Raw genomic sequence first — 19272 nt, forward strand, 5'->3', positions numbered from 1 at the left:
AGGGCGGGAGAACATCAGGCGGTTTGTGTCAGGTGGGCATCAATTTTGTTCATGATGGCGTCAGCACGCTTTACCGCGTCGCTTATGTTGACGCGCACGATGGTTTTCCCGGCAAAACGCTCTTCGAATTTGATGCCGATATCTTTAGTCAGGATCACCATATCCGCTGCGGCGATATCCTCAGCCGTCAGTTCGTTCTCAAGGCCTATCGACCCCTGCGTTTCAACTTTCACTTCCCAGCCTTTGACTTTAGCGGCACTTTCCAGCGCTTCAGCCGCCATATAGGTATGCGCAACGCCTGACGGGCATGCCGTTACTGCGATAATTCGGGCCATGTTCTCTTCCTCATTCAGTTAATTTCGAAGTCCAGATCCAGGTCGTCCTCTTTTTCTTCGACCTGTTTTGCATTCTTGCGGGCAATACTTTTCAGCACGTTAACGCTGATGGCGGTAACCACCGCACCCACGGCTACTGCCGCGATGTAGCCCAGTTTGCCCTCCACCACAGGGAGAACGATAAGCCCGCCCCATCCGGCATAACATTGTGCGCCCATCACGGCAGCCGTCACTGCACCGCACGCCGAGCCCAACATGATGGAAGGAATCACGCGCAGAGGATCGGCTGCAGCAAATGGAATCGCTCCTTCGGTGACCCCCACGCAGCCCATCACCAGTGCCGCTTTACCCGCTTCACGCTCTTCACCAGTAAAATTCTTGCGATTAATGAGCGTCGCCAGGCCTAACCCCAGCGGAGGCACACAGATACCCACCGCTGCGATTGCCACAACGGTGTAGACGCCCTGGGCAACACAAATCAACATAAAGGCATAGGCCACTTTGTTAATTGGCCCCCCCATATCGAAGGCCAGCATCAGCCCCATGATGACGGCCAGCACAACGATGCTGCCCTGCTGCATGCCTTGCAGCCACTGAGTTAACCCCGTGGTCAACGCCCCGACAGGCTCACCCAGGCCCCACATCATGATGCCCGCGGTAAGAAAAGTGCCGATGATAGGGATGATGAAGATAGGCATGACTGAGCGCAGCACTTTCGGAACCGGCAGTTTCTTCAGATACCAGACGACTATCCCACCGAGTATCCCGGCAATAATGGCGCCGAAGAAACCCGCACCGAAGCTATTACCGACCCAGGCCGCAATGGCGCAAGGTGCCAGCGCGGCACGCTCAGCAATGGAATAGCCAATATAGGCGGCGAGGAAGGGGACCATCAGCGTTAACCCGGCCACGCCGATATCGAACAGCTTTTTCAGGTTGGGATCGGTTGCTGCATCCGGTACCGCGCCTTTGCCGTACAACATGACTGAAACCGCCAGCAAAATTCCGCCTGCAACCACGAACGGAATCATGTGCGACACACCTGTCATCAGATGCTGCCGCGTGTTCTTGAGAATATGCACCAACTCTTTCATATGTCGCTCCTGGCCTAAAACCCTAAAGGTGTTGTGGCAAACAATAGGCAATCAGAAAGTCGACGGACAGGAGACAAAAAGGCCATTTACTGGATTTTTGTAATATCGAAATGAAAATGCGATCCGCCTCGACATTTCGCACAGACGGAAGCGTAAGACAAACCATCACAACCTGTGAGTCAAATCTCATTTTTCGAGTGATATTACATTTGTCCAGTTTTTGGCAGATTTGTCACATGGCGCGCGTCATCACCGCACTCGTATGCTGTTCCCCAATTAATGATGATTGGTTTGAGGAGTGTGTGTATGGCTCTGGTAGTGGAATTTACCTGTGAATTACCCAACGGGGTTCACGCGCGTCCGGCAAGTCATGTAGAAGCACTGTGCAATACGTTTATCTCGCAAATCGAATGGCATAACCTGCGCACAGACCGCAAAGGGAATGCCAAGAGCGCACTGGCACTTATTGGCACCGACACGCTAGCAGGCGACGCCTGTCGTCTGGTGATCCACGGTGAAGATGAGCAGAGCGCCCACCAACAACTGGAACAATGGCTCCGGGAAGAGTTTCCCCACTGCGACGCACCGCTGGCGGAAGCTCTCAATACCGAGCTTGATCCGTTGCCAGAATCTCTCACGCGCCTCAATCCCACCCTGTTTCGCGCCTTGCCCGTTTGCAGCGGTAGCGCCCAGGGCGTGTTGACCTTGCTGACCTCGCTGGATCTCAATGCATTAACAGATTTACCCGACGCGAAAAACGTGGAAGAAGAGCAGTCAGCGCTGGATAACGGTCTCACCCTGCTGGTGAAAAACATTGAGTTACGTGCGATGGACAGCGAGAGTACCGCCAGCGCCATTCTCGATGCACATCGATCGCTGGCGACGGATACCTCACTGCGCCAGCATCTTCTTGCAGGCGTGAGCCAGGGACTGAGCTGCGCGCAAGCAATCATCGCTACTGCAAAGCATTTCTGTGATGCGTTTTCTCGTTCCAGTAGCAGCTACCTGCAGGAGCGGGTACTGGATGTGCGCGATGTCTGCTATCAACTTTTACAACACATTTATGGAGAACAACGCTTCCCGGCGCCAGGCCAGTTGACGCAGCCGACCGTCTGCCTTGCAGACGACCTCACTCCCGGTCAGTTCCTGGAACTGGATAAAACATTACTCAAAGGGCTGCTGTTAAAGAGCGGCGGAACCACTTCGCACACCGTTATTCTTGCGCGCTCCTTCAATATTCCCACGCTGGTCGGCGTCGATAGCGAAGGTCTTCTTCAATGGCGCAACCAGCCTGTCTTCGTAGATGGCAATGCGGGCGCGGTTGTGGTCAATGCCAGTGATGCGGTGGTGCGCTACTATCAGCAGGAAGCACGAGTACAACAGGCAATCCACGAGCAGCAACGCATCTGGCTTGATCGGGAAGCCAGAACATCAGATGGCCTGCGCATTGAGATTGCCGCGAACATCGCTCATGCAGTGGAAGCCGTGGCGGCATTTGGTAACGGTGCCGAAGGCGTTGGCCTGTTCCGCACCGAAATGCTGTATATGGATCGCACCAGCGCCCCCGGTGAAAACGAGCTGTACAACATTTTCTGCCAGGCACTTGAAAGTGCAAATGAGCGCAGCATTATCGTGCGTACTATGGATATCGGCGGCGATAAACCGGTGGAGTACCTGAACATACCGGCAGAAAACAACCCCTTCCTCGGCTACCGCGCAGTACGTATCTACGAAGAGTATGCAACGCTTTTCACCACCCAGCTTCGGGCGATCCTGCGCGCCTCTGCTCACGGCAACCTGAAGATCATGATCCCGATGATCTCCTCCATGGAAGAGATCCTGTGGGTTAAAGAAAAGCTTGCCGAAGCGAAGCAGCAGCTTCGTACTGAACATATTCCATTTGATGAAAAAATCCCGCTCGGCATCATGCTGGAAGTGCCCTCGGTGATGTTCATCATCGATCAATGCTGCGAAGAAATTGATTTCTTTAGTATCGGCAGCAATGACCTGACGCAGTATCTCCTGGCCGTCGACCGTGACAACGCCAAAGTCACGCGCCATTACAACAGCCTGAACCCGGCTTTCCTGCGCGCACTGGATTACGCGGTACAGGCCGTCCATCGCCAGGGAAAATGGATTGGCCTGTGCGGTGAGCTGGGTGCAAAAGGTTCTGTGTTGCCATTGCTGGTAGGTTTGGGCCTGGACGAACTCAGTATGGGGTCGCCTGCTATCCCGGCGACCAAAGCGCGCCTGGCACAGCTTGATAGCCGCGCCTGCCGCCAGTTGTTGAACCAGGCCATGGCGTGTCGCACCTCGCTTGAAGTGGAACACCTGCTCGCCCAGTTCCGCATGAATCAGCAGGATACGCCGCTGGTGACGCCACGCTGCATTTCTCTGGATAACGACTGGAACAGCAAAGAAGAGGTCATGAAAGGCATGACCGATAACCTTTTGCTCGCTGGGCGCTGCCGCTATCCGCGCAAGCTGGAAGCCGATCTGTGGGCGCGCGAAGCCGTATTTTCTACCGGGCTGGGTTTTAGTTTTGCCATCCCACACAGCAAATCGGAGCACATTGAGCAATCCACCATCAGCGTTGCACGCCTGAAAGCCCCAGTCATGTGGGGAGATGAGGAAGCGCAATTCATCATCATGCTGACGCTGAACAAACACGCCGCAGGCGACCAGCACATGCGAATTTTCTCACGCCTGGCACGTCGCATCATGCATGAAGATTTCCGCAACGCGCTGGTGAACGCCAGCTCCGGGGAGGCTATTGCTTCTCTGCTGCAACACGAATTAGAACTTTAATACGAGGAAGAGTGATGGAACTGTATCTGGATACCGCCAACGTGGCGGAAGTCGAACGCCTTGCACGCATTTTTCCCATTGCGGGCGTGACCACTAACCCAAGCATTATCGCTGCCAGCCGTGAATCCATCTGGGACGTGCTGCCGCGCCTGCAAAAGGCCATCGGTCCGGACGGCACGTTGTTTGCCCAAACCATGAGTCGTGATGCAGAGGGCATGGTGGCGGAGGCTAAACGCCTGAGTAATGTCATACCGGACATCGTGGTCAAAATCCCGGTGACGGCTCAGGGGCTTATCGCGATTCAGGCTCTGAAAAAAGAGGGCATTACCACGCTGGGTACCGCCGTATACAGCGCAGCACAGGGGTTACTCGCCGCACTGGCAGGAGCAAAGTATGTGGCCCCGTATGTGAACCGCGTCGACGCTCAGGGCGGTGACGGTATTCGCATGGTGCAAGAACTGCAATCCCTGCTTGAAATGCATGTGCCAGAGAGCAAGGTACTTGCCGCCAGCTTTAAAACTCCGCGACAGGCGCTGGAGTGCCTGCTTGCCGGATGTGAGGCAATCACGCTTCCTTTAGATGTAGCGCAACAAATGCTCGGCACCCCGGCGGTAGAGTCAGCCATAGAGAAGTTCGAGCAAGACTGGAAAAACGCGTTTGGTAACCTCAACCTCTAAGGGAGAACTGTTATGGACCGTATCATTCAATCGCCGGGGAAATACATCCAGGGCGCTAATGTGCTTACCCGTCTCGGCGACTATCTGAAGCCTCTTGCACAGCGCTGGCTGGTGGTTGGCGATAAATTTGTGCTGGGCTTTGCTGAAGAGACTTTACGCCGGAGTTTTAAAAACGCAGAACTGCATGCTGAAATCGCACCGTTTGGCGGCGAATGTTCGCAAAATGAAATCGATAGACTGAAAAAACGGGCAGACAGTGCCGACTGCATGGCGGTACTGGGGATCGGCGGCGGTAAAACGCTGGATACCGCCAAAGCGCTGGCCCACTTTATGAACGTGCCGGTCGCCATTGCCCCGACTATCGCCTCCACTGATGCGCCGTGCAGCGCGCTTTCCGTGATTTACACCGACAACGGCGAGTTCGATCGCTACCTGATGCTACCGCACAACCCGAACATGGTTATCGTCGACACCAATGTGGTTGCAGGAGCACCGCCGCGTCTGCTGGCTGCGGGGATTGGCGATGCACTGGCCACCTGGTTTGAAGCACGCGCCTGTTCCCGCAGTGGCGCAACCACCATGGCAGGGGGCAAATGTACGCAGGCTGCGTTAGCGCTCGCCGAGCTGTGCTACAACACGCTGATTGAAGAGGGTGAAAAAGCGATGCTGGCGGCGGAACAGCACGTCGTAACACCGGCGCTGGAACGCATCATTGAAGCCAATACGTATCTCAGCGGCGTCGGTTTTGAAAGCGGCGGGCTGGCTGCAGCACACGCCATTCACAACGGCATGACGGCAGTGCCGGATGCACATCACTTCTATCATGGTGAAAAAGTCGCATTCGGTACGCTGACGCAGCTGGTACTGGAAAACGCCCCGGTAGAAGAAATAGAGACCGTCGCGGCGCTTTGTCACAGCGTCGGTTTGCCCATCACGCTGGCACAGCTGAACATCAAAGAGGATATCCCGGCTAAAATGCGTCTGATTGCGGAAGCCTCCTGCGCGGAAGGCGAAACCATTCATAACATGCCGGGCGGCGTGTCGCCGGACCAGGTTTACGCGGCACTGTTGGTTGCCGATCAGTACGGACAGCGGTTCTTACAGGAGTGGGAATAGTCGCAGCCCACATGGTGTTAAAAAAATCCCCGCCGAAGCGGGGATTTTTATTACTGCAGGTCGAAACGATCCAAATCCATCACTTTCGCCCATGCGGCAACGAAGTCACGGACAAACTTCTCGCTGGCATCGCTGCTGGCATAAACTTCTGCCAGCGCGCGCAGGACGGCGTTGGAACCGAAGACCAGGTCGGCGCGGGTCGCGGTATATTTCACTTCACCACTGGCACGATCGCTACCGGCAAAGAGTTCGTTTGACTCATCGGTCGCTTTCCACTGGGTATTCATATCCAGCAGATTGACGAAGAAGTCATTACTCAGCACACCCTCGCGGTCGGTGAACACGCCATTCTTGCTGCCATCGAAGTTAGCACCCAATGCACGCAAGCCACCCACCAGCACCGTCAGTTCAGGCGCGGTCAGCGTCAGCTGTTGGGCCTTATCAATCAGGAGTGATTCCGTGGTCGAGGCATTAACCTGGGCACGGTAGTTGCGGAAGCCATCGGCAATCGGTTCGAGCAGGTTAAACATCTCGATATCCGTTTGGTCCTGACGAGCATCCACACGGCCCGGCGTGAACGGTACGGTGACGTAAACGCCTGCCGCTTTCGCAGCCTGCTCAACACCCACTACACCCGCCAGCACGATGATATCTGCCAGGGAAGCTTTGTTGGTGGTGCGCTGAATAGCTTCCAGAGCAGGAAGTGCACGAACCGCTGCGGCATTCACATCCCAGTCACGCTGAGGCGCAAGCGCCAGACGTGCACCGTTCGCACCGCCACGCTTATCGCCGCCGCGGAAGGTTGAAGCAGACGCCCAGGCAACAGAAACCAGTTCGCTGATGGAAAGTCCGGATGCCGCGATTTCCGCTTTCAGGCTCTCAATGTCTTCTTTCGAAGGGTTGAACACCGCCTGCGGCAGCGGATCCTGCCAAATCAGATCTTCTTTCGGCACTTCTGGACCAATGTACCGCGCTTTTGGCCCCATATCACGGTGGGTCAGTTTGAACCATGCACGTGCGAAGGCTTCGTTGAAGGCCTGCGGATCGTTCAGGAAACGACGGGAAATTTTCTCGAATTCCGGGTCAAAACGCAGCGTCAGGTCGGTGACCAGCATGGTTGGTTTGCGTTTTTTCGACGGGTCGAACGGATCGGGCATAATCTCCGGCGCATTTACGGCTTCAAACTGAATGGCACCAGCCGGGCTACGTGTCTGCACCCACTCGTATTTGAACAGGTTCTCGAAGAAATAGTTACTCCACTGGGTCGGGGTCTGTGACCAGATGACTTCCAGACCAGAGGTGATAGCATCTTCGCCAACGCCAGAGCCGTGTGTGCTGTGCCAGCCAAGACCCTGCGCCTCTATCGGTGCGGCTTCCGGGTCAGCACCTACATGGGTCGCTTCTCCTGCGCCGTGGGTTTTACCGAGAGTATGTCCCCCCGCAATCAACGCGACGGTCTCTTCGTCATTCATACCCATGTTACCGAAGGTGGCGCGAATCGCCGCTGCCGCTGACAGCGGTTCACCGCTGGCATTTGGCCCTTCCGGGTTAACGTAAATCAGGCCCATTTCGGTTGCGGCCAGTGGACGCTTCGCCAGTTCTTCCGGATCGCGGTGCTTCAGCCAGGTCGTTTCATCGCCCCAGTTAACGTCCATATCTGGTTCCCAGACGTCTTCACGCCCGGCACCAAAACCAAAGGTGCGGAAGCCCGAGTTTTCCAGCGCCACGTTACCCGCGAGGATAAACAGGTCAGCCCAGGAGATTTTTTGCCCGTATTTTTGCTTAATTGGCCACAGCAGGCGACGTGCTTTATCCAGGCTGACGTTATCAGGCCAGGAGTTCAGCGGCGCAAAGCGCTGTTGACCGCGTCCTGCACCACCGCGCCCGTCAACGGAGCGATAGGTGCCAGCACCGTGCCAGGCCATACGAATAAACAGACCGGCATAGCTGCCCCAGTCGGCTGGCCACCACGGTTGAGAGTCGGTTAAAAGTGCTTTGAGGTCGCCTTTAAGCGCGGAGTAATCAAGTTTGCTGAATTCTTTGCGGTAGTCGAAGTCTTCGCCCAAAGGGTTCGAACGGTTGGAATGTTGGTTAAGAAGGTCGACACGGAGTTGTTTTGGCCACCAGTCACGGCTGCTGGTACCTGCCCCCGCGCTCTGATCGTGACCGCCCTGATGGAACGGGCATTTGCCGACTTTATTGGTATCGTCTGACGTGCTCATCGCTATGCTCCCTTTTACAGTGTTACCGTTACGATATACGCCCTTATTGATAAGGTACAGTTGGGATAACCCACAGATTCGATAGTTAATTCCGTTTAATTACACTTTGAAAATTTGTGACTTTTGTACGTCTTTGGCAGAATTGCCGATATGACAGGAAAATAAAACCCTTATAAATCAAAAAACCCTCCGAAGAGGGCTTTTTTGTTACACGCCTGGTCTAACACCGAGCGTGTGGCATATGGCGTAACTCATCTCCGCACGGTTCAGCGTGTAGAAGTGGAAATCCTTCACCCCTTCACGACTTAAAATCTTCACCATGTCCATCGCGATATTTGCGCCCACCAGCTTGCGTGTTTCCGGGTCATCGTCCAGCCCTTCGTACATTTTAGACATCCAAAGCGGAATGCGCACATTCGTCATGTCAGCAAATTTCTTCGCCTGTTTGAAGTTAGAGACCGGCAGAATACCTGGGATGATTTCAACGTCGATGCCTGCGGAAACACAACGGTCACGGAAGCGCAGGTAGCTTTCCACATCAAAGAAGAACTGGGTAATCGCGCGGTTTGCACCGGCTTCCACTTTACGCTTCAGGTTAAGCAGATCGGCCTGGGCGCTTTTCGCTTCCGGGTGAACTTCAGGATAAGCGGCAACGGAGATATCAAAATCGGCCACGTCTTTCAGCAGCGCGACCAGGTCGGCAGCATACATTTCCGGCTTACCGCTACCCGGCGGCAGGTCACCGCGCAGGGCAACAATATGACGAATGCCGTTGTTCCAGTAATCCTGGGCGATAGCACGCAGTTCATCACGGGTTGCGTCAATACAGGTGAGATGTGGGGCCGCTTCCAGACCGGTGCGATCTTTAATGCCTTTAATGATGCTGTGCGTACGGTCACGCTCGCCGGAGTTTGCACCGTAGGTGACGGAGACAAACTTCGGTTTCAGGCTGCTCAGGCGATCGATAGAGCTCCACAGGGTTTGCTCCATTTCACTGGTGCGCGGCGGGAAAAATTCAAAAGAGACGTTAATCTGGCCGTTTACTTCGGCCAGGCTCTGATTCAGGGCTTCCCGCTGGTTGGCGTGAAAAAAGCTCATACCGTACCTCTATCAATCGCGTGTCGTTGTGTGTTGTTTTGTGAACTTCTATACGTTTAGACGTCCAGATGTAAAAATGACGGAAAAGCGGGGGGACGTCAACAGAAATAATCAACAATAACGGTGAGGTTTGCTCAGGGAATATGAGGAAAATTCATGATGAGGGTAATTCCCTCTCCCGGAGAGAGAGGGAAATTCAGGCGTTACAGTAACTTAGCCAGGCGGTTGATGTCGGACTGGATCGCGCCGGCGGTCACATCGCGCCCCGCCCCCGGACCGCGGATCACCAGTGGGTTATCACGATACCAGCGGCTTTCGATCGCGAAGACGTTATCGCACGGCAAAAGTGCTGCCAGCGGATGTTCAGGACGCACCGCCTCAACACCCACACGCGCTTTTCCGTTGGCCTCAAAACGCGCCACATAGCGCAGTACCAGCCCCATCTCGTTCGCCGCTTCCAGACGCTGTACCATCTGCTCGTTAAGCTCTTCGCCATTTTCAAAGAAATGGTCTATAGAACCTTCTTCACAGCCAGCAGTCACCAGTGATTCGACGCGCACGGAATCCGGTTCGATGTCGTAACCGGCTTCACGCGCGAGGATCACCAGCTTACGCATTACATCTTTACCGGAGAGGTCAACGCGCGGATCGGGCTCGGTTAAGCCCTGCTGCCACGCCTGATCCACCAGGTCGGTGAACGGTACGGTGCCGTCAAACTGCAGGAACAACCAGGAGAGCGTGCCGGAGAAGATACCGCTCAGCGCCAGAATACTGTCGCCGCTTTCAATCAGATCACGCACGGTGTGGTTAACCGGCAGGCCCGCTCCCACGGTGGCGTTATAGAGCCAGTGACGACCTGTTTTTTCAAACGCGTCGTGGATCTGACGGTATTTATCGGTGCTGCTTGCCCCCGCCAGCTTATTGGCGCTAATGACGTGGAACCCATGGCTGGCGAAATCAAGATACTGATCGGCCAGTTGTTCGCTGGCGGTGACGTCCAGCACAACCAGATCGTCATACGGGTGCGCACGCATCCACAGGAACAGCGACTCTTCATCCTGCTCGACGGCTTCATCATTAAAGAAGGCAAGCGCACGGCTGGCGTCCAGCCCTTCGTAGTTCAGCAGGCTGCGGCGGCTGTCCACCACGCCAGCGAGAATAAATTCAAACCCGGTACGTGCAGAGAGAGTGACCTGTTCGCGGGCAAACAGCTCCAGCCAGCGGGAACCGATGTTGCCTTTACCGAACAGCACCAGGCCAATGCGTTTTTCCGCGCGGAACAGAGAGGTATGCAGACCCTGAATCAGGCTCTCGGTAGGCCCTTTACGCAGCACGGCGACCAGGCTGATGCCCTCTTCGGACTGCCAGGTAAACTCCACCGGCTGTCCCTTCAGTTGCTGCCAGAAACGGTGGCAGTGCAGAGGGTTACGGGTGACGCCCGCCCCCACCATCGCCACCAGCGCCAGCCCCTGACGCAGGCGAAGTTCACCCGGCAGACCTGCTTCATCCAGAATTTTCAGCGCGCTGTCCGCCACTTCAGCGGTATAGCAGAACTGCAGCAGCTGGCGGTCGTTATGCACGCCAACGGCCAGCGGACGCACCTGAGCACGCTTTAACACCAGGTCGATGTCCTTATGTGCCAGTTTGAAATCCTGTCCTGCCGGAACCTGGAACTCAATCAGGCAGATGTCGTCGTGGCTGGTAACAATACGCGCCCCGGTACCGGAAGCCAGCACGCGCTCAATGCGCGTGGAGCCCTGATCCGGGGTGTAACTGCAGCGTAGCTGCAGGTCAATATCGCTGCCGGAGACTGGCTGCAGCGTGCGCGCGTGCAGTACCGGTGCCGCCAGACGTGCCAGTTCGCTGGCTTCGTCGAGACGCAGCAGTGGCAGTAAACAGGCATCTTTCACTTTGCGCGGGTCGGCGCTGTAAACACCAGCCACATCACTCCAGATGGTGACGCGGGACACGCCCGCCAGAGCACCGATTTGCGTTGCAGAGTAGTCGGAGCCGTTACGCCCCAGCAGCACCGTTTCGCCCGCGTTGCTGCGGCTGATAAAGCCGGTGACGACAATGCGTTTACCTGGATGTTGCACCAGCAGCTGTTGCAGTAACGGGTAAGACAATCCTTCGTCGACCTGCGGCTGTGCAGCACGCTCAGCGCGCAGGAAATCGCGCGCGTCGAGCCAGGCGGCTTCAACACCAAGATGTTGCAATACGGCAGCCATCAGACGCGCAGACCACACTTCCCCGTGGCCGACCACTTCGGCATACACCGCTTCGGTAATGCCGCTGTCCAGCAGGGCAGCCAGACGCTCAAGGTCATGGGTGAAGGCACTGATCAACCCGTCCGCTACGTCTGCAGGCAGCAGGCCGGCAATCAGCTCGCTCTGATAACGACGTAAGGACTGTTGCACCTGATGCGCAGAAAGGCGATCGGTCTGGCTCAATTTCAGCCAGCTAATCAACTGGTTGGTGGTGCTGCCCGCCGCAGAGACAACCATCATGTCCCCCGGCTGCGAATACTCTGTCATGATCCCTGCGACACGCAGATAACATTTCACATCAGCAAGACTACTACCACCAAACTTGTGCAGCTGACGACCCTTCGCCCCTGCCTGCGCTATCACACTCATGATTACCCCTTGGCTGCGACCCGGAAGCCATTTTCCAGATCGGCAATTAAATCTTCAGAATCTTCAATACCGGTTGAGATTCGCAGCAGCGTCTCGGAAATACCGGCGGCGGCACGTGCTTCAGGTGCCATACCTGCGTGCGTCATGGTCGCGGCGTGGGAGATTAAGCTTTCAACCCCACCTAAGGATTCCGCCAGCGTAAACAATGACAGCCCGCTCAGGAAGCGACGCAGCGTTTGCTCGTCACCGTCCAGTTCAAAACTTAACATCGCGCCAAATCCCTTCTGCTGGCGCGCGGCGATCTCGTGCCCCTGGTTTTCCGGCAGCGACGGGTGATAGAGCTTCTTCACCAGCGGCTGCGTTTTCAGGAAATCGACAATCGCCTGAGCATTGCGCTGCGCCACTTCCATGCGCGGCGACAGCGTACGAATGCCACGTAACAGCAAGTAGCTGTCGAAGGCACCCGCGGTGACGCCAATGTTATTGGCCCACCATGCCAGTTCCGTGACAACCTCGGGATCTTTTGCAATCACCACACCCGCGACCACGTCAGAATGGCCGTTCAGATATTTAGTGCATGAATGCAATACCAGATCAGCACCCAGTGCTAATGGGTTCTGAAGGGCCGGACTGAGGAACGTATTATCCACTACACTTATCGCTCCCGCATCCCTTGCGAGCTGACAAATTTTCGCAATGTCGACAACGCGCAACAATGGGTTGCTTGGACTTTCCACCAGTACCAGCTTCGGTTTCTCTGCCAGCGCCTGTTTCAACGCCTTTTCGTCGTTTTGATCGACAAACAGCACGCGATAACAGCCGCGCTTTGCCAGACTATCAAACAGACGATAGCTGCCGCCGTAGCAGTCGTGCGGCGCAACCAGCAGATCACCCGGTTTCAGGAACACCGTGGTCACCAGGTGAATGGCGGACATACCCGTATTGGTTAATACTGCACCTGCGCCACCTTCCAGCTCAGCCAGCGCGCGCTGGGTCACGTCACGCGTAGGGTTGCCACGACGCGAGTAATCATGCGCGCGGGGTTCATTAAATCCGGTGAAATTATAGGTACTGGAAAGATGAATCGGCGGGACAACGCAGCCGTACTGCTCGTCATCATTTAATCCGCTACGCACTGCAATAGTGGCCTGTTTACGCGTCATGGTGAAGGCTTCCTGGCGAATGAGGTGAAAAGTCAGGCACCAGAGTAAACACTGAATGTATGGACGTCAATACATCTGGACATCTAAACTTCTTTGCGTATAGATTGAGCAATGCTCAAATAGCCGTTAAAATTATATGCTTTAGTGCACGCTGCAGCGGCAATATCCGTGCCACGGTATCGTCTCTACGGTAAACTAGGCAAGATTACGGTTCAAAACCCAGAGTTACAGGTTTTGCACCCTTAGATAAATGACTGAGAGGATTAAAGGTATCTCATGGCTGAATGGAGCGGCGAATATATCAGCCCATACGCTGAGCACGGTAAGAAGAGTGAGCAAGTAAAGAAAATTACGGTTTCCATTCCTCTGAAGGTGTTGAAGATCCTCACCGATGAACGTACGCGTCGTCAGGTGAACAACCTGCGCCACGCAACCAACAGCGAACTGCTGTGCGAAGCGTTTCTGCATGCGTTTACCGGTCAACCGTTGCCGAACGATGACGATCTGCGCAAAGAGCGTAGCGACGAAATCCCGGAAGAGGCGAAGGTGATCATGCGTGAACTGGGTATTGACCCGGAGACGTGGGAATACTGAAAAGCGGATACAAAAAAGGCACCTTGCGGTGCCTTTTTTTCGGGAAACTTATTTAGCGCCCGGGATGCTGAAACGCTTGTTGAAGCGGTCAACACGGCCACCGGTTGCAACATCACGCTGCTTACCAGTGTAGAACGGGTGGCATTTGCCGCACACGTCCAGGTTCAGATCGTGACCCACGGTAGAGCGGATCTGGATAGAGTTACCGCAAGAACAGTTTGCAGTAATCATTTCGTATTTCGGGTGAATATCTTTTTTCATGGGAGAACCTCAGTTAAGGCCGCGTCGCTCTTCCAGCCCTAACGCCAGACACCACGCGATGTTGATTGTAAGTTCTTTGGCGTAAAGTACACCAAAGGCGGCGAATCATACAGAATTTGACCAACGTATGCAATCTGATCCGCACGCCGCTTTTACTAATGTGTATACTAACGCGCCACTTTTCAAGTCAGGAAGATTAGATGCCCGTCGCTCACGTTGCCCTGCCCGTTCCGCTTTCCCGCACCTTTGACTATCTGCTGCCTGACAGCATGAGCGCCAAAGCGGGCTGTCGCGTGACCGTGCCCTTTGGCAAGCAGCAGCGCGTGGGGATTGTGGTTTCGGTCAGCGATAAGAGCGAGTTACCGCTTAATGAACTGAAATCGGTTGTTGAGGTGCTGGACAGTGAGCCGGTTTACTCCAGCAGCACCTGGCGACTTCTGCTGTGGGCGGCGGATTACTACCACCATCCCATCGGCGACGTCCTGTTCCACGCCCTGCCCATTATGCTGCGTCAGGGTAAGAGCGCCAGCCATGCGCCGATGTGGTACTGGTTTGCCACCGAAGAAGGTCAGGCTGTCGACATCAACAGCCTCAAACGCTCGCAGAAACAGCAGCAGGCGCTGGCGGCGCTGCGCCAAGGGAAAATCTGGCGTCATCAGGTCGACGAACTTGAGATCAGCGAAACGGCGCTACAGGCCCTGAGAAAGAAAGGGTTGAGTGAACTGGGCAGCGAAGCGCCTGCACTTTACGACTGGCGAACAAATTTTTCCGTATCAGGCGACAGACTGCGTCTGAATACCGAGCAGGCCACCGCCGTCGGCGCGATTCATAGCGCCTCCGATCATTTCTCTGCCTGGCTGCTGGCGGGGGTCACCGGTTCCGGCAAGACCGAAGTCTACCTGAGCGTGCTGGAAAACGTGCTCGCACAGGGTAAACAGGCGCTGGTGATGGTGCCGGAAATTGGCCTGACGCCGCAAACCATCGCCCGATTCCGCGAGCGCTTTAACGCGCCGGTTGAGGTGCTGCACTCCGGCCTGAACGACAGCGAGCGCCTCAACGCCTGGCTGAAAGCGAAAAACGGTGAAGCGGCGATTGTGATCGGCACCCGCTCGTCGCTGTTTACGCCGTTTAAAAATCTCGGCGTTATCGTGATCGACGAAGAGCACGACAGCTCCTATAAACAGCAGGAAGGCTGGCGCTACCATGCCCGCGATCTGGCGGTCTATCGCGCGCACAGCGAGCAAATCCCTATTATTCTCGGCTCCGCCACGCCGGCGCTCGAAACGCTGCACAACGTGCGTCAGCGTAAATACCATATGCTGCGCCTGACCCGTCGCGCGGGAAATGCGCGCCCGGCCATTCAGCACGTACTGGATCTGAAAGGACAGCAGGTTCAGGCGGGGTTAGCACCCGCGCTTATCACCCGGATGCGCCAGCATTTGCAGGCCGGGAACCAGGTCATTCTGTTTCTCAACCGGCGCGGATTTGCGCCAGCTCTGCTGTGCCACGACTGCGGCTGGATTGCCGAATGCCCGCGCTGCGATCATTACTACACCTTCCATCAGGCCCAGCGTCATTTGCGCTGCCACCACTGCGACAGTCAGCGCCCAGTTCCGCGCCAGTGCCCATCGTGTGGTTCAACGCACATTGTGCCGGTGGGTCTGGGGACGGAACAGCTGGAACAGGCTCTTGCGCCCTTCTTCCCTGACGTTCCTCTCTCCCGCATCGACCGGGATACCACCAGCCGTAAAGGTGCGCTGGAACAACAACTGGCGGAAGTGCATCGCGGCGGTGCACGCATTTTGATTGGTACCCAGATGCTGGCGAAAGGACACCATTTCCCGGATGTAACGCTGGTTGCCCTGCTGGATGTCGACGGCGCACTCTTCTCAGCAGACTTCCGTTCCGCGGAACGTTTTGCCCAGCTTTATACCCAGGTCGCCGGTCGTGCCGGACGCGCGGGCAAACAGGGCGAAGTGGTTCTGCAAACGCACCACCCTGAACACCCGTTACTCCAGACCCTGCTACACAAAGGCTATGACGCCTTTGCCGAACAGGCGCTGGCAGAACGCCAGACCCTGCAGCTACCGCCGTGGACCAGCCACGTGATCGTTCGTGCAGAAGATCATAACAACCAGCAGGCCCCACTTTTCCTGCAGCAGCTGAGAAACCTCCTGCAGGCCAGTCCACTGGTGGATAACCAACTGTGGATTTTGGGCCCGGTTCCGGCACTGGCACCAAAGCGCGGCGGACGTTTTCGCTGGCAAATTTTGCTCCAGCACCCTTCGAGAATTCGTCTCCAGCATATCGTCAGCGGCGCGCTGGTACTGATTAACACCCTTCCGGAAGCGCGAAAAGTGAAGTGGGTACTGGACGTCGATCCCATCGAAGGCTGAAGACGGATCGAAAAATTTAACGTTCCTCACACTTTTTATGAAAATTCTGTAACCGATTCCATTAACTATCTGTAAAAATGGTGATGTCAGAAGTTCGGTGTTCAGGCGAGGAGAAGACGTTGAAGTCCAGCAAAGAGGTTGCACCGGCGACCATGAAAGACGTTGCCCAGAAAGCACAGGTCTCTACGGCAACGGTATCCCGCGCATTAATGAATCCGGATAAAGTCTCCCAGGCGACCCGTAACAGGGTTGAACAGGCTGCGCTGGAAGTGGGCTATTTTCCACAGGCGATGGGCCGTAACGTCAAGCGCAATGAGTCGCGCACCATCCTGGTGATTGTGCCGGACATCTGCGATCCCTTTTTCAGCGAGATTATCCGCGGTATTGAAGTGACAGCGGCTGAACAGGGTTATCTGGTACTGATTGGCGACTGTGCGCACCAGAACCAGCAGGAAAAAACCTTTATCGACCTCATTATCACCAAGCAGATCGACGGTATGTTGCTGCTTGGCTCTCGCCTGCCGTTTGATGCCAGCATTGAAGAGCAGCGTAATTTACCGCCGATGGTCATGGCCAACGAGTTTGCGCCAGAGCTGGAGCTGCCGACGGTCCATATCGATAACCTCACCGCCGCATTCAACGCCGTCAACTATCTCCAGGAACTGGGGCATAAACGTATTGGCTGCATTGCCGGACCGGAAGAGATGCCGCTGTGTCACTACCGCTTACAGGGCTACGTTCAGGCGCTGCGCCGTACCGGCGTCACTGTCGATCCGCACTATATTGCTCGTGGTGACTTCACCTTCGCTGCGGGTGGACAGGCGCTGGAAAAACTTCTGGACCTGCCTGAGCCGCCCACCGCCGTATTCTGTCACAGCGATGTAATGGCGCTGGGCGCATTGTCGTATGCCAAACGTCGTGGCCTGCGCATACCGAAAGATTTATCGATCATCGGATTCGATAATATTTCGCTTTCAGAATTTTGCGATCCGCCGCTCTCAACGGTCGCTCAGCCGCGCTATCAAATCGGCCGCGAAGCGATGCTTCTTCTGCTGGATCAGCTTCACGGTCAAACAGTTAGCAGCGGCTCGCGGTTGCTGGACTGCGAACTGATTGTTCGCGGCACTACCCAGGCATTGACTTAAAGTAAACGTCTTTCGGATACCCTTATCTGGTCAAAGCCCCGCCGCTTAAGTAACATGGCGGACTGACGAACGAATAAATACAGCGAAACGATAGTGGCACAACGAGATTATGTACGTCGCGGCCAGCCGGCACCTTCGCGACGCAAAAAGAGTAGCTCAAGGAAAAAGCAGAGTAACCTGCCTGCTGTCTCGCCAGCAATGGTCGCTATTGCTGCGGCTGTAGTCGTCGCCTTTATTGGTGGACTGTACTTTATTACGCACCATAAAAAAGAAGAGTCTGAGGCGCTTCAGGCCAGTAAAGTGGCCGGAAATGGTCTTCCTCCGAAGCCTGAAGAACGCTGGCGCTATATCAAAGAGCTGGAAAGCCGTCAGCCTGGCGTACGTGCGCCAACCGAGCCTTCCGCAGGTGGAGAAGTGCAGAATGCGAATCAGCTGACGGATGAACAGCGTCAGTTGTTGGCACAAATGCAGGCTGATATGCGCCAGCAACCCACGCAGCTGAATGAAGTCCCGTGGAATGAACAGACTCCGGCACAGCGTCAGCAAACGTTACAGCGACGTCAGGCGCAACAGCAAATTCAGCAACAGCAACAGCAGCAACAACAGTGGGCGCAAACCCAGCCGGTGCAGCAGCCGAAAGCACAGCCGCGGGTAACGGAACAGCCTTACCAGCAGCAGACGCGTACGGTGCAGTCCCAGCCGGTTCAGCAACAGCCGAAGACTCAGCCGCAGAAGCAAACGGCTCAGCCGTATCAGGATCTCTTGCAGACGCCAGCGCATACCACCGCTCAGCAGCCGAAAACGCAGCAGGCCGCGCCGATCACTAAAGAGACCGAGGCACCGAAGCAGACGGCAGAGAAAAAAGACGAGCGCCGCTGGATGGTTCAGTGCGGTTCGTTTAAAGGTGCAGAGCAGGCGGAAACGGTGCGCGCGCAGCTGGCCTTTGAAGGGTTTGATTCACGTATTACCACCAACAATGGCTGGAATCGCGTGGTGATTGGCCCGGTGAAAGGCAAAGAAAATGCTGATGGCACCATTTCACGTTTGAAAGTCGCCGGTCACACAAACTGTATTCGACTCGCATCCGGGGGTTGAAACCCCCAATTTCCCCCCCATCTATCATTCTATTCAGCCCTGAGCACAGGCTCAGGGCTTCTGTTTCCCGATTCTGTAACCAGGGGGTCTGCTCGTGACAACAATAGTAAGTGTACGCCGTAACGGCCATGTGGTAATCGCCGGTGATGGCCAGGCCACACTGGGTAATACCGTCATGAAAGGCAACGTGAAGAAAGTACGTCGTCTCTATAACGACAAAGTGATCGCCGGTTTTGCTGGCGGCACCGCTGATGCCTTCACGCTGTTTGAACTGTTTGAACGCAAACTGGAAATGCACCAGGGTCATCTGGTGAAAGCCGCCGTTGAGCTGGCGAAAGACTGGCGTACCGACCGCATGCTGCGCAAGCTCGAAGCGCTGCTGGCCGTAGCCGACGAAACCGCTTCGCTGATTATCACCGGTAACGGTGACGTCATTCAGCCGGAAAACGACCTGATTGCCATCGGCTCTGGCGGCCCTTATGCCCAGGCTGCAGCCCGCGCGCTGTTGGAAAATACCGACATGAACGCGCGAGATATCGCGGTGAAGGCGTTGGATATTGCAGGTGATATCTGCATTTATACCAACCACAACCACACCATCGAAGAATTACCGTCTAAAGCGTAAGGATCTC

15 protein-coding genes are annotated in these 19272 nt (G+C 55.6%); 8 read left to right on the forward strand and 7 right to left on the reverse strand.

The features are described from left to right. Positions 1–14: 14 nt before the first annotated feature. Positions 15–335 (reverse strand): PTS fructose-like transporter subunit IIB, encoded by a 321-nt coding sequence (locus tag AAHF05_RS21860; protein ID WP_129324964.1) that lies wholly within the window; start codon positions 333–335, stop codon positions 15–17. A gap of 14 nt (positions 336–349) precedes the next feature. Then, complete coding sequence (locus AAHF05_RS21865) at positions 350–1429, reverse strand: PTS fructose transporter subunit EIIC (RefSeq protein WP_028018101.1); 1080 nt, start codon at positions 1427–1429, stop codon at positions 350–352. Between the two features lie 306 nt (positions 1430–1735). Between AAHF05_RS21865 and ptsP the strand changes: the two genes are divergently transcribed. The 3 genes from ptsP to AAHF05_RS21880 are packed head-to-tail and all read left to right on the forward strand — an operon-like array spanning position 1736 to position 6030. Continuing rightward, the gene (ptsP, locus tag AAHF05_RS21870) at positions 1736–4237 is read left to right on the forward strand and encodes a phosphoenolpyruvate--protein phosphotransferase (protein WP_129324963.1); all 2502 of its coding nucleotides are present in this window, start codon (positions 1736–1738) and stop codon (positions 4235–4237) included. A 14-nt stretch (positions 4238–4251) separates the two neighbouring features. Further along, on the forward strand, positions 4252–4914 hold the full coding sequence (gene fsa, locus AAHF05_RS21875) for a fructose-6-phosphate aldolase (protein WP_129324962.1): 663 nt from the start codon (positions 4252–4254) through the stop codon (positions 4912–4914). Positions 4915–4926: 12 nt separating this feature from the next. Then, positions 4927–6030 (forward strand): glycerol dehydrogenase, encoded by a 1104-nt coding sequence (locus AAHF05_RS21880; protein WP_129324961.1) that lies wholly within the window; start codon positions 4927–4929, stop codon positions 6028–6030. Between the two features lie 50 nt (positions 6031–6080). Here AAHF05_RS21880 and katG read toward each other — a convergent pair whose 3' ends face one another. The 4 genes from katG to metB all read right to left on the reverse strand — a co-directional run bounded on the left by katG (position 6081) and on the right by metB (position 13149). Then, positions 6081–8252, reverse strand: a complete 2172-nt coding sequence (gene katG / locus AAHF05_RS21885) for a catalase/peroxidase HPI (RefSeq protein WP_332618376.1) — start codon at positions 8250–8252, stop codon at positions 6081–6083. A 207-nt stretch (positions 8253–8459) separates the two neighbouring features. Beyond that, positions 8460–9350, reverse strand: a complete 891-nt coding sequence (gene metF / locus AAHF05_RS21890; protein WP_028018106.1) for a methylenetetrahydrofolate reductase — start codon at positions 9348–9350, stop codon at positions 8460–8462. 203 nt (positions 9351–9553) lie between these two features. Continuing rightward, on the reverse strand, positions 9554–11986 hold the full coding sequence (locus AAHF05_RS21895; RefSeq protein WP_028018107.1) for a bifunctional aspartate kinase/homoserine dehydrogenase II: 2433 nt from the start codon (positions 11984–11986) through the stop codon (positions 9554–9556). 2 nt (positions 11987–11988) lie between these two features. Further along, positions 11989–13149, reverse strand: coding sequence for a cystathionine gamma-synthase (gene metB / locus AAHF05_RS21900; RefSeq protein ID WP_129324959.1), 1161 nt, complete (start codon positions 13147–13149; stop codon positions 11989–11991). 276 nt (positions 13150–13425) lie between these two features. Between metB and metJ the strand changes: the two genes are divergently transcribed. Then, positions 13426–13743, forward strand: a complete 318-nt coding sequence (gene metJ, locus AAHF05_RS21905) for a met regulon transcriptional regulator MetJ (RefSeq protein WP_003862042.1) — start codon at positions 13426–13428, stop codon at positions 13741–13743. Between the two features lie 48 nt (positions 13744–13791). On the opposite strand, the gene rpmE is transcribed toward metJ, so the two are convergent. After that, on the reverse strand, positions 13792–14004 hold the full coding sequence (rpmE, locus tag AAHF05_RS21910; RefSeq protein WP_003862040.1) for a 50S ribosomal protein L31: 213 nt from the start codon (positions 14002–14004) through the stop codon (positions 13792–13794). Positions 14005–14204: 200 nt separating this feature from the next. Here rpmE and priA point away from each other — a divergent pair, with 200 nt between their 5' ends. The 4 genes from priA to hslV all read left to right on the forward strand — a co-directional run bounded on the left by priA (position 14205) and on the right by hslV (position 19265). Further along, positions 14205–16400, forward strand: a complete 2196-nt coding sequence (gene priA / locus AAHF05_RS21915) for a primosomal protein N' (protein WP_108091201.1) — start codon at positions 14205–14207, stop codon at positions 16398–16400. Between the two features lie 119 nt (positions 16401–16519). Continuing rightward, complete coding sequence (cytR, locus tag AAHF05_RS21920; RefSeq protein WP_049004903.1) at positions 16520–17545, forward strand: DNA-binding transcriptional regulator CytR; 1026 nt, start codon at positions 16520–16522, stop codon at positions 17543–17545. A gap of 93 nt (positions 17546–17638) precedes the next feature. After that, positions 17639–18640, forward strand: coding sequence for a cell division protein FtsN (gene ftsN, locus AAHF05_RS21925; RefSeq protein WP_028018111.1), 1002 nt, complete (start codon positions 17639–17641; stop codon positions 18638–18640). 94 nt (positions 18641–18734) lie between these two features. Beyond that, positions 18735–19265, forward strand: coding sequence for an ATP-dependent protease subunit HslV (gene hslV, locus AAHF05_RS21930; RefSeq protein ID WP_014172194.1), 531 nt, complete (start codon positions 18735–18737; stop codon positions 19263–19265). Positions 19266–19272: the final 7 nt, after the last annotated feature.

The organism is Enterobacter adelaidei, assembly GCF_041937165.1.
Classification (GTDB): domain Bacteria; phylum Pseudomonadota; class Gammaproteobacteria; order Enterobacterales; family Enterobacteriaceae; genus Enterobacter; species Enterobacter adelaidei.

Coding starts and splice junctions, on each gene's coding strand:
- AAHF05_RS21860 (WP_129324964.1), bottom strand. CDS start 335: ATGGCCCGAATTATCGCAGTAACGGCATGCCCGTCAGGCGTTGCGCAT.
- ptsP (WP_129324963.1), top strand. CDS start 1,736: ATGGCTCTGGTAGTGGAATTTACCTGTGAATTACCCAACGGGGTTCAC.
- rpmE (WP_003862040.1), bottom strand. CDS start 14,004: ATGAAAAAAGATATTCACCCGAAATACGAAATGATTACTGCAAACTGT.
- metJ (WP_003862042.1), top strand. CDS start 13,426: ATGGCTGAATGGAGCGGCGAATATATCAGCCCATACGCTGAGCACGGT.
- fsa (WP_129324962.1), top strand. CDS start 4,252: ATGGAACTGTATCTGGATACCGCCAACGTGGCGGAAGTCGAACGCCTT.
- AAHF05_RS21880 (WP_129324961.1), top strand. CDS start 4,927: ATGGACCGTATCATTCAATCGCCGGGGAAATACATCCAGGGCGCTAAT.
- metF (WP_028018106.1), bottom strand. CDS start 9,350: ATGAGCTTTTTTCACGCCAACCAGCGGGAAGCCCTGAATCAGAGCCTG.
- priA (WP_108091201.1), top strand. CDS start 14,205: ATGCCCGTCGCTCACGTTGCCCTGCCCGTTCCGCTTTCCCGCACCTTT.
- AAHF05_RS21865 (WP_028018101.1), bottom strand. CDS start 1,429: ATGAAAGAGTTGGTGCATATTCTCAAGAACACGCGGCAGCATCTGATG.
- AAHF05_RS21895 (WP_028018107.1), bottom strand. CDS start 11,986: ATGAGTGTGATAGCGCAGGCAGGGGCGAAGGGTCGTCAGCTGCACAAG.
- katG (WP_332618376.1), bottom strand. CDS start 8,252: ATGAGCACGTCAGACGATACCAATAAAGTCGGCAAATGCCCGTTCCAT.
- metB (WP_129324959.1), bottom strand. CDS start 13,149: ATGACGCGTAAACAGGCCACTATTGCAGTGCGTAGCGGATTAAATGAT.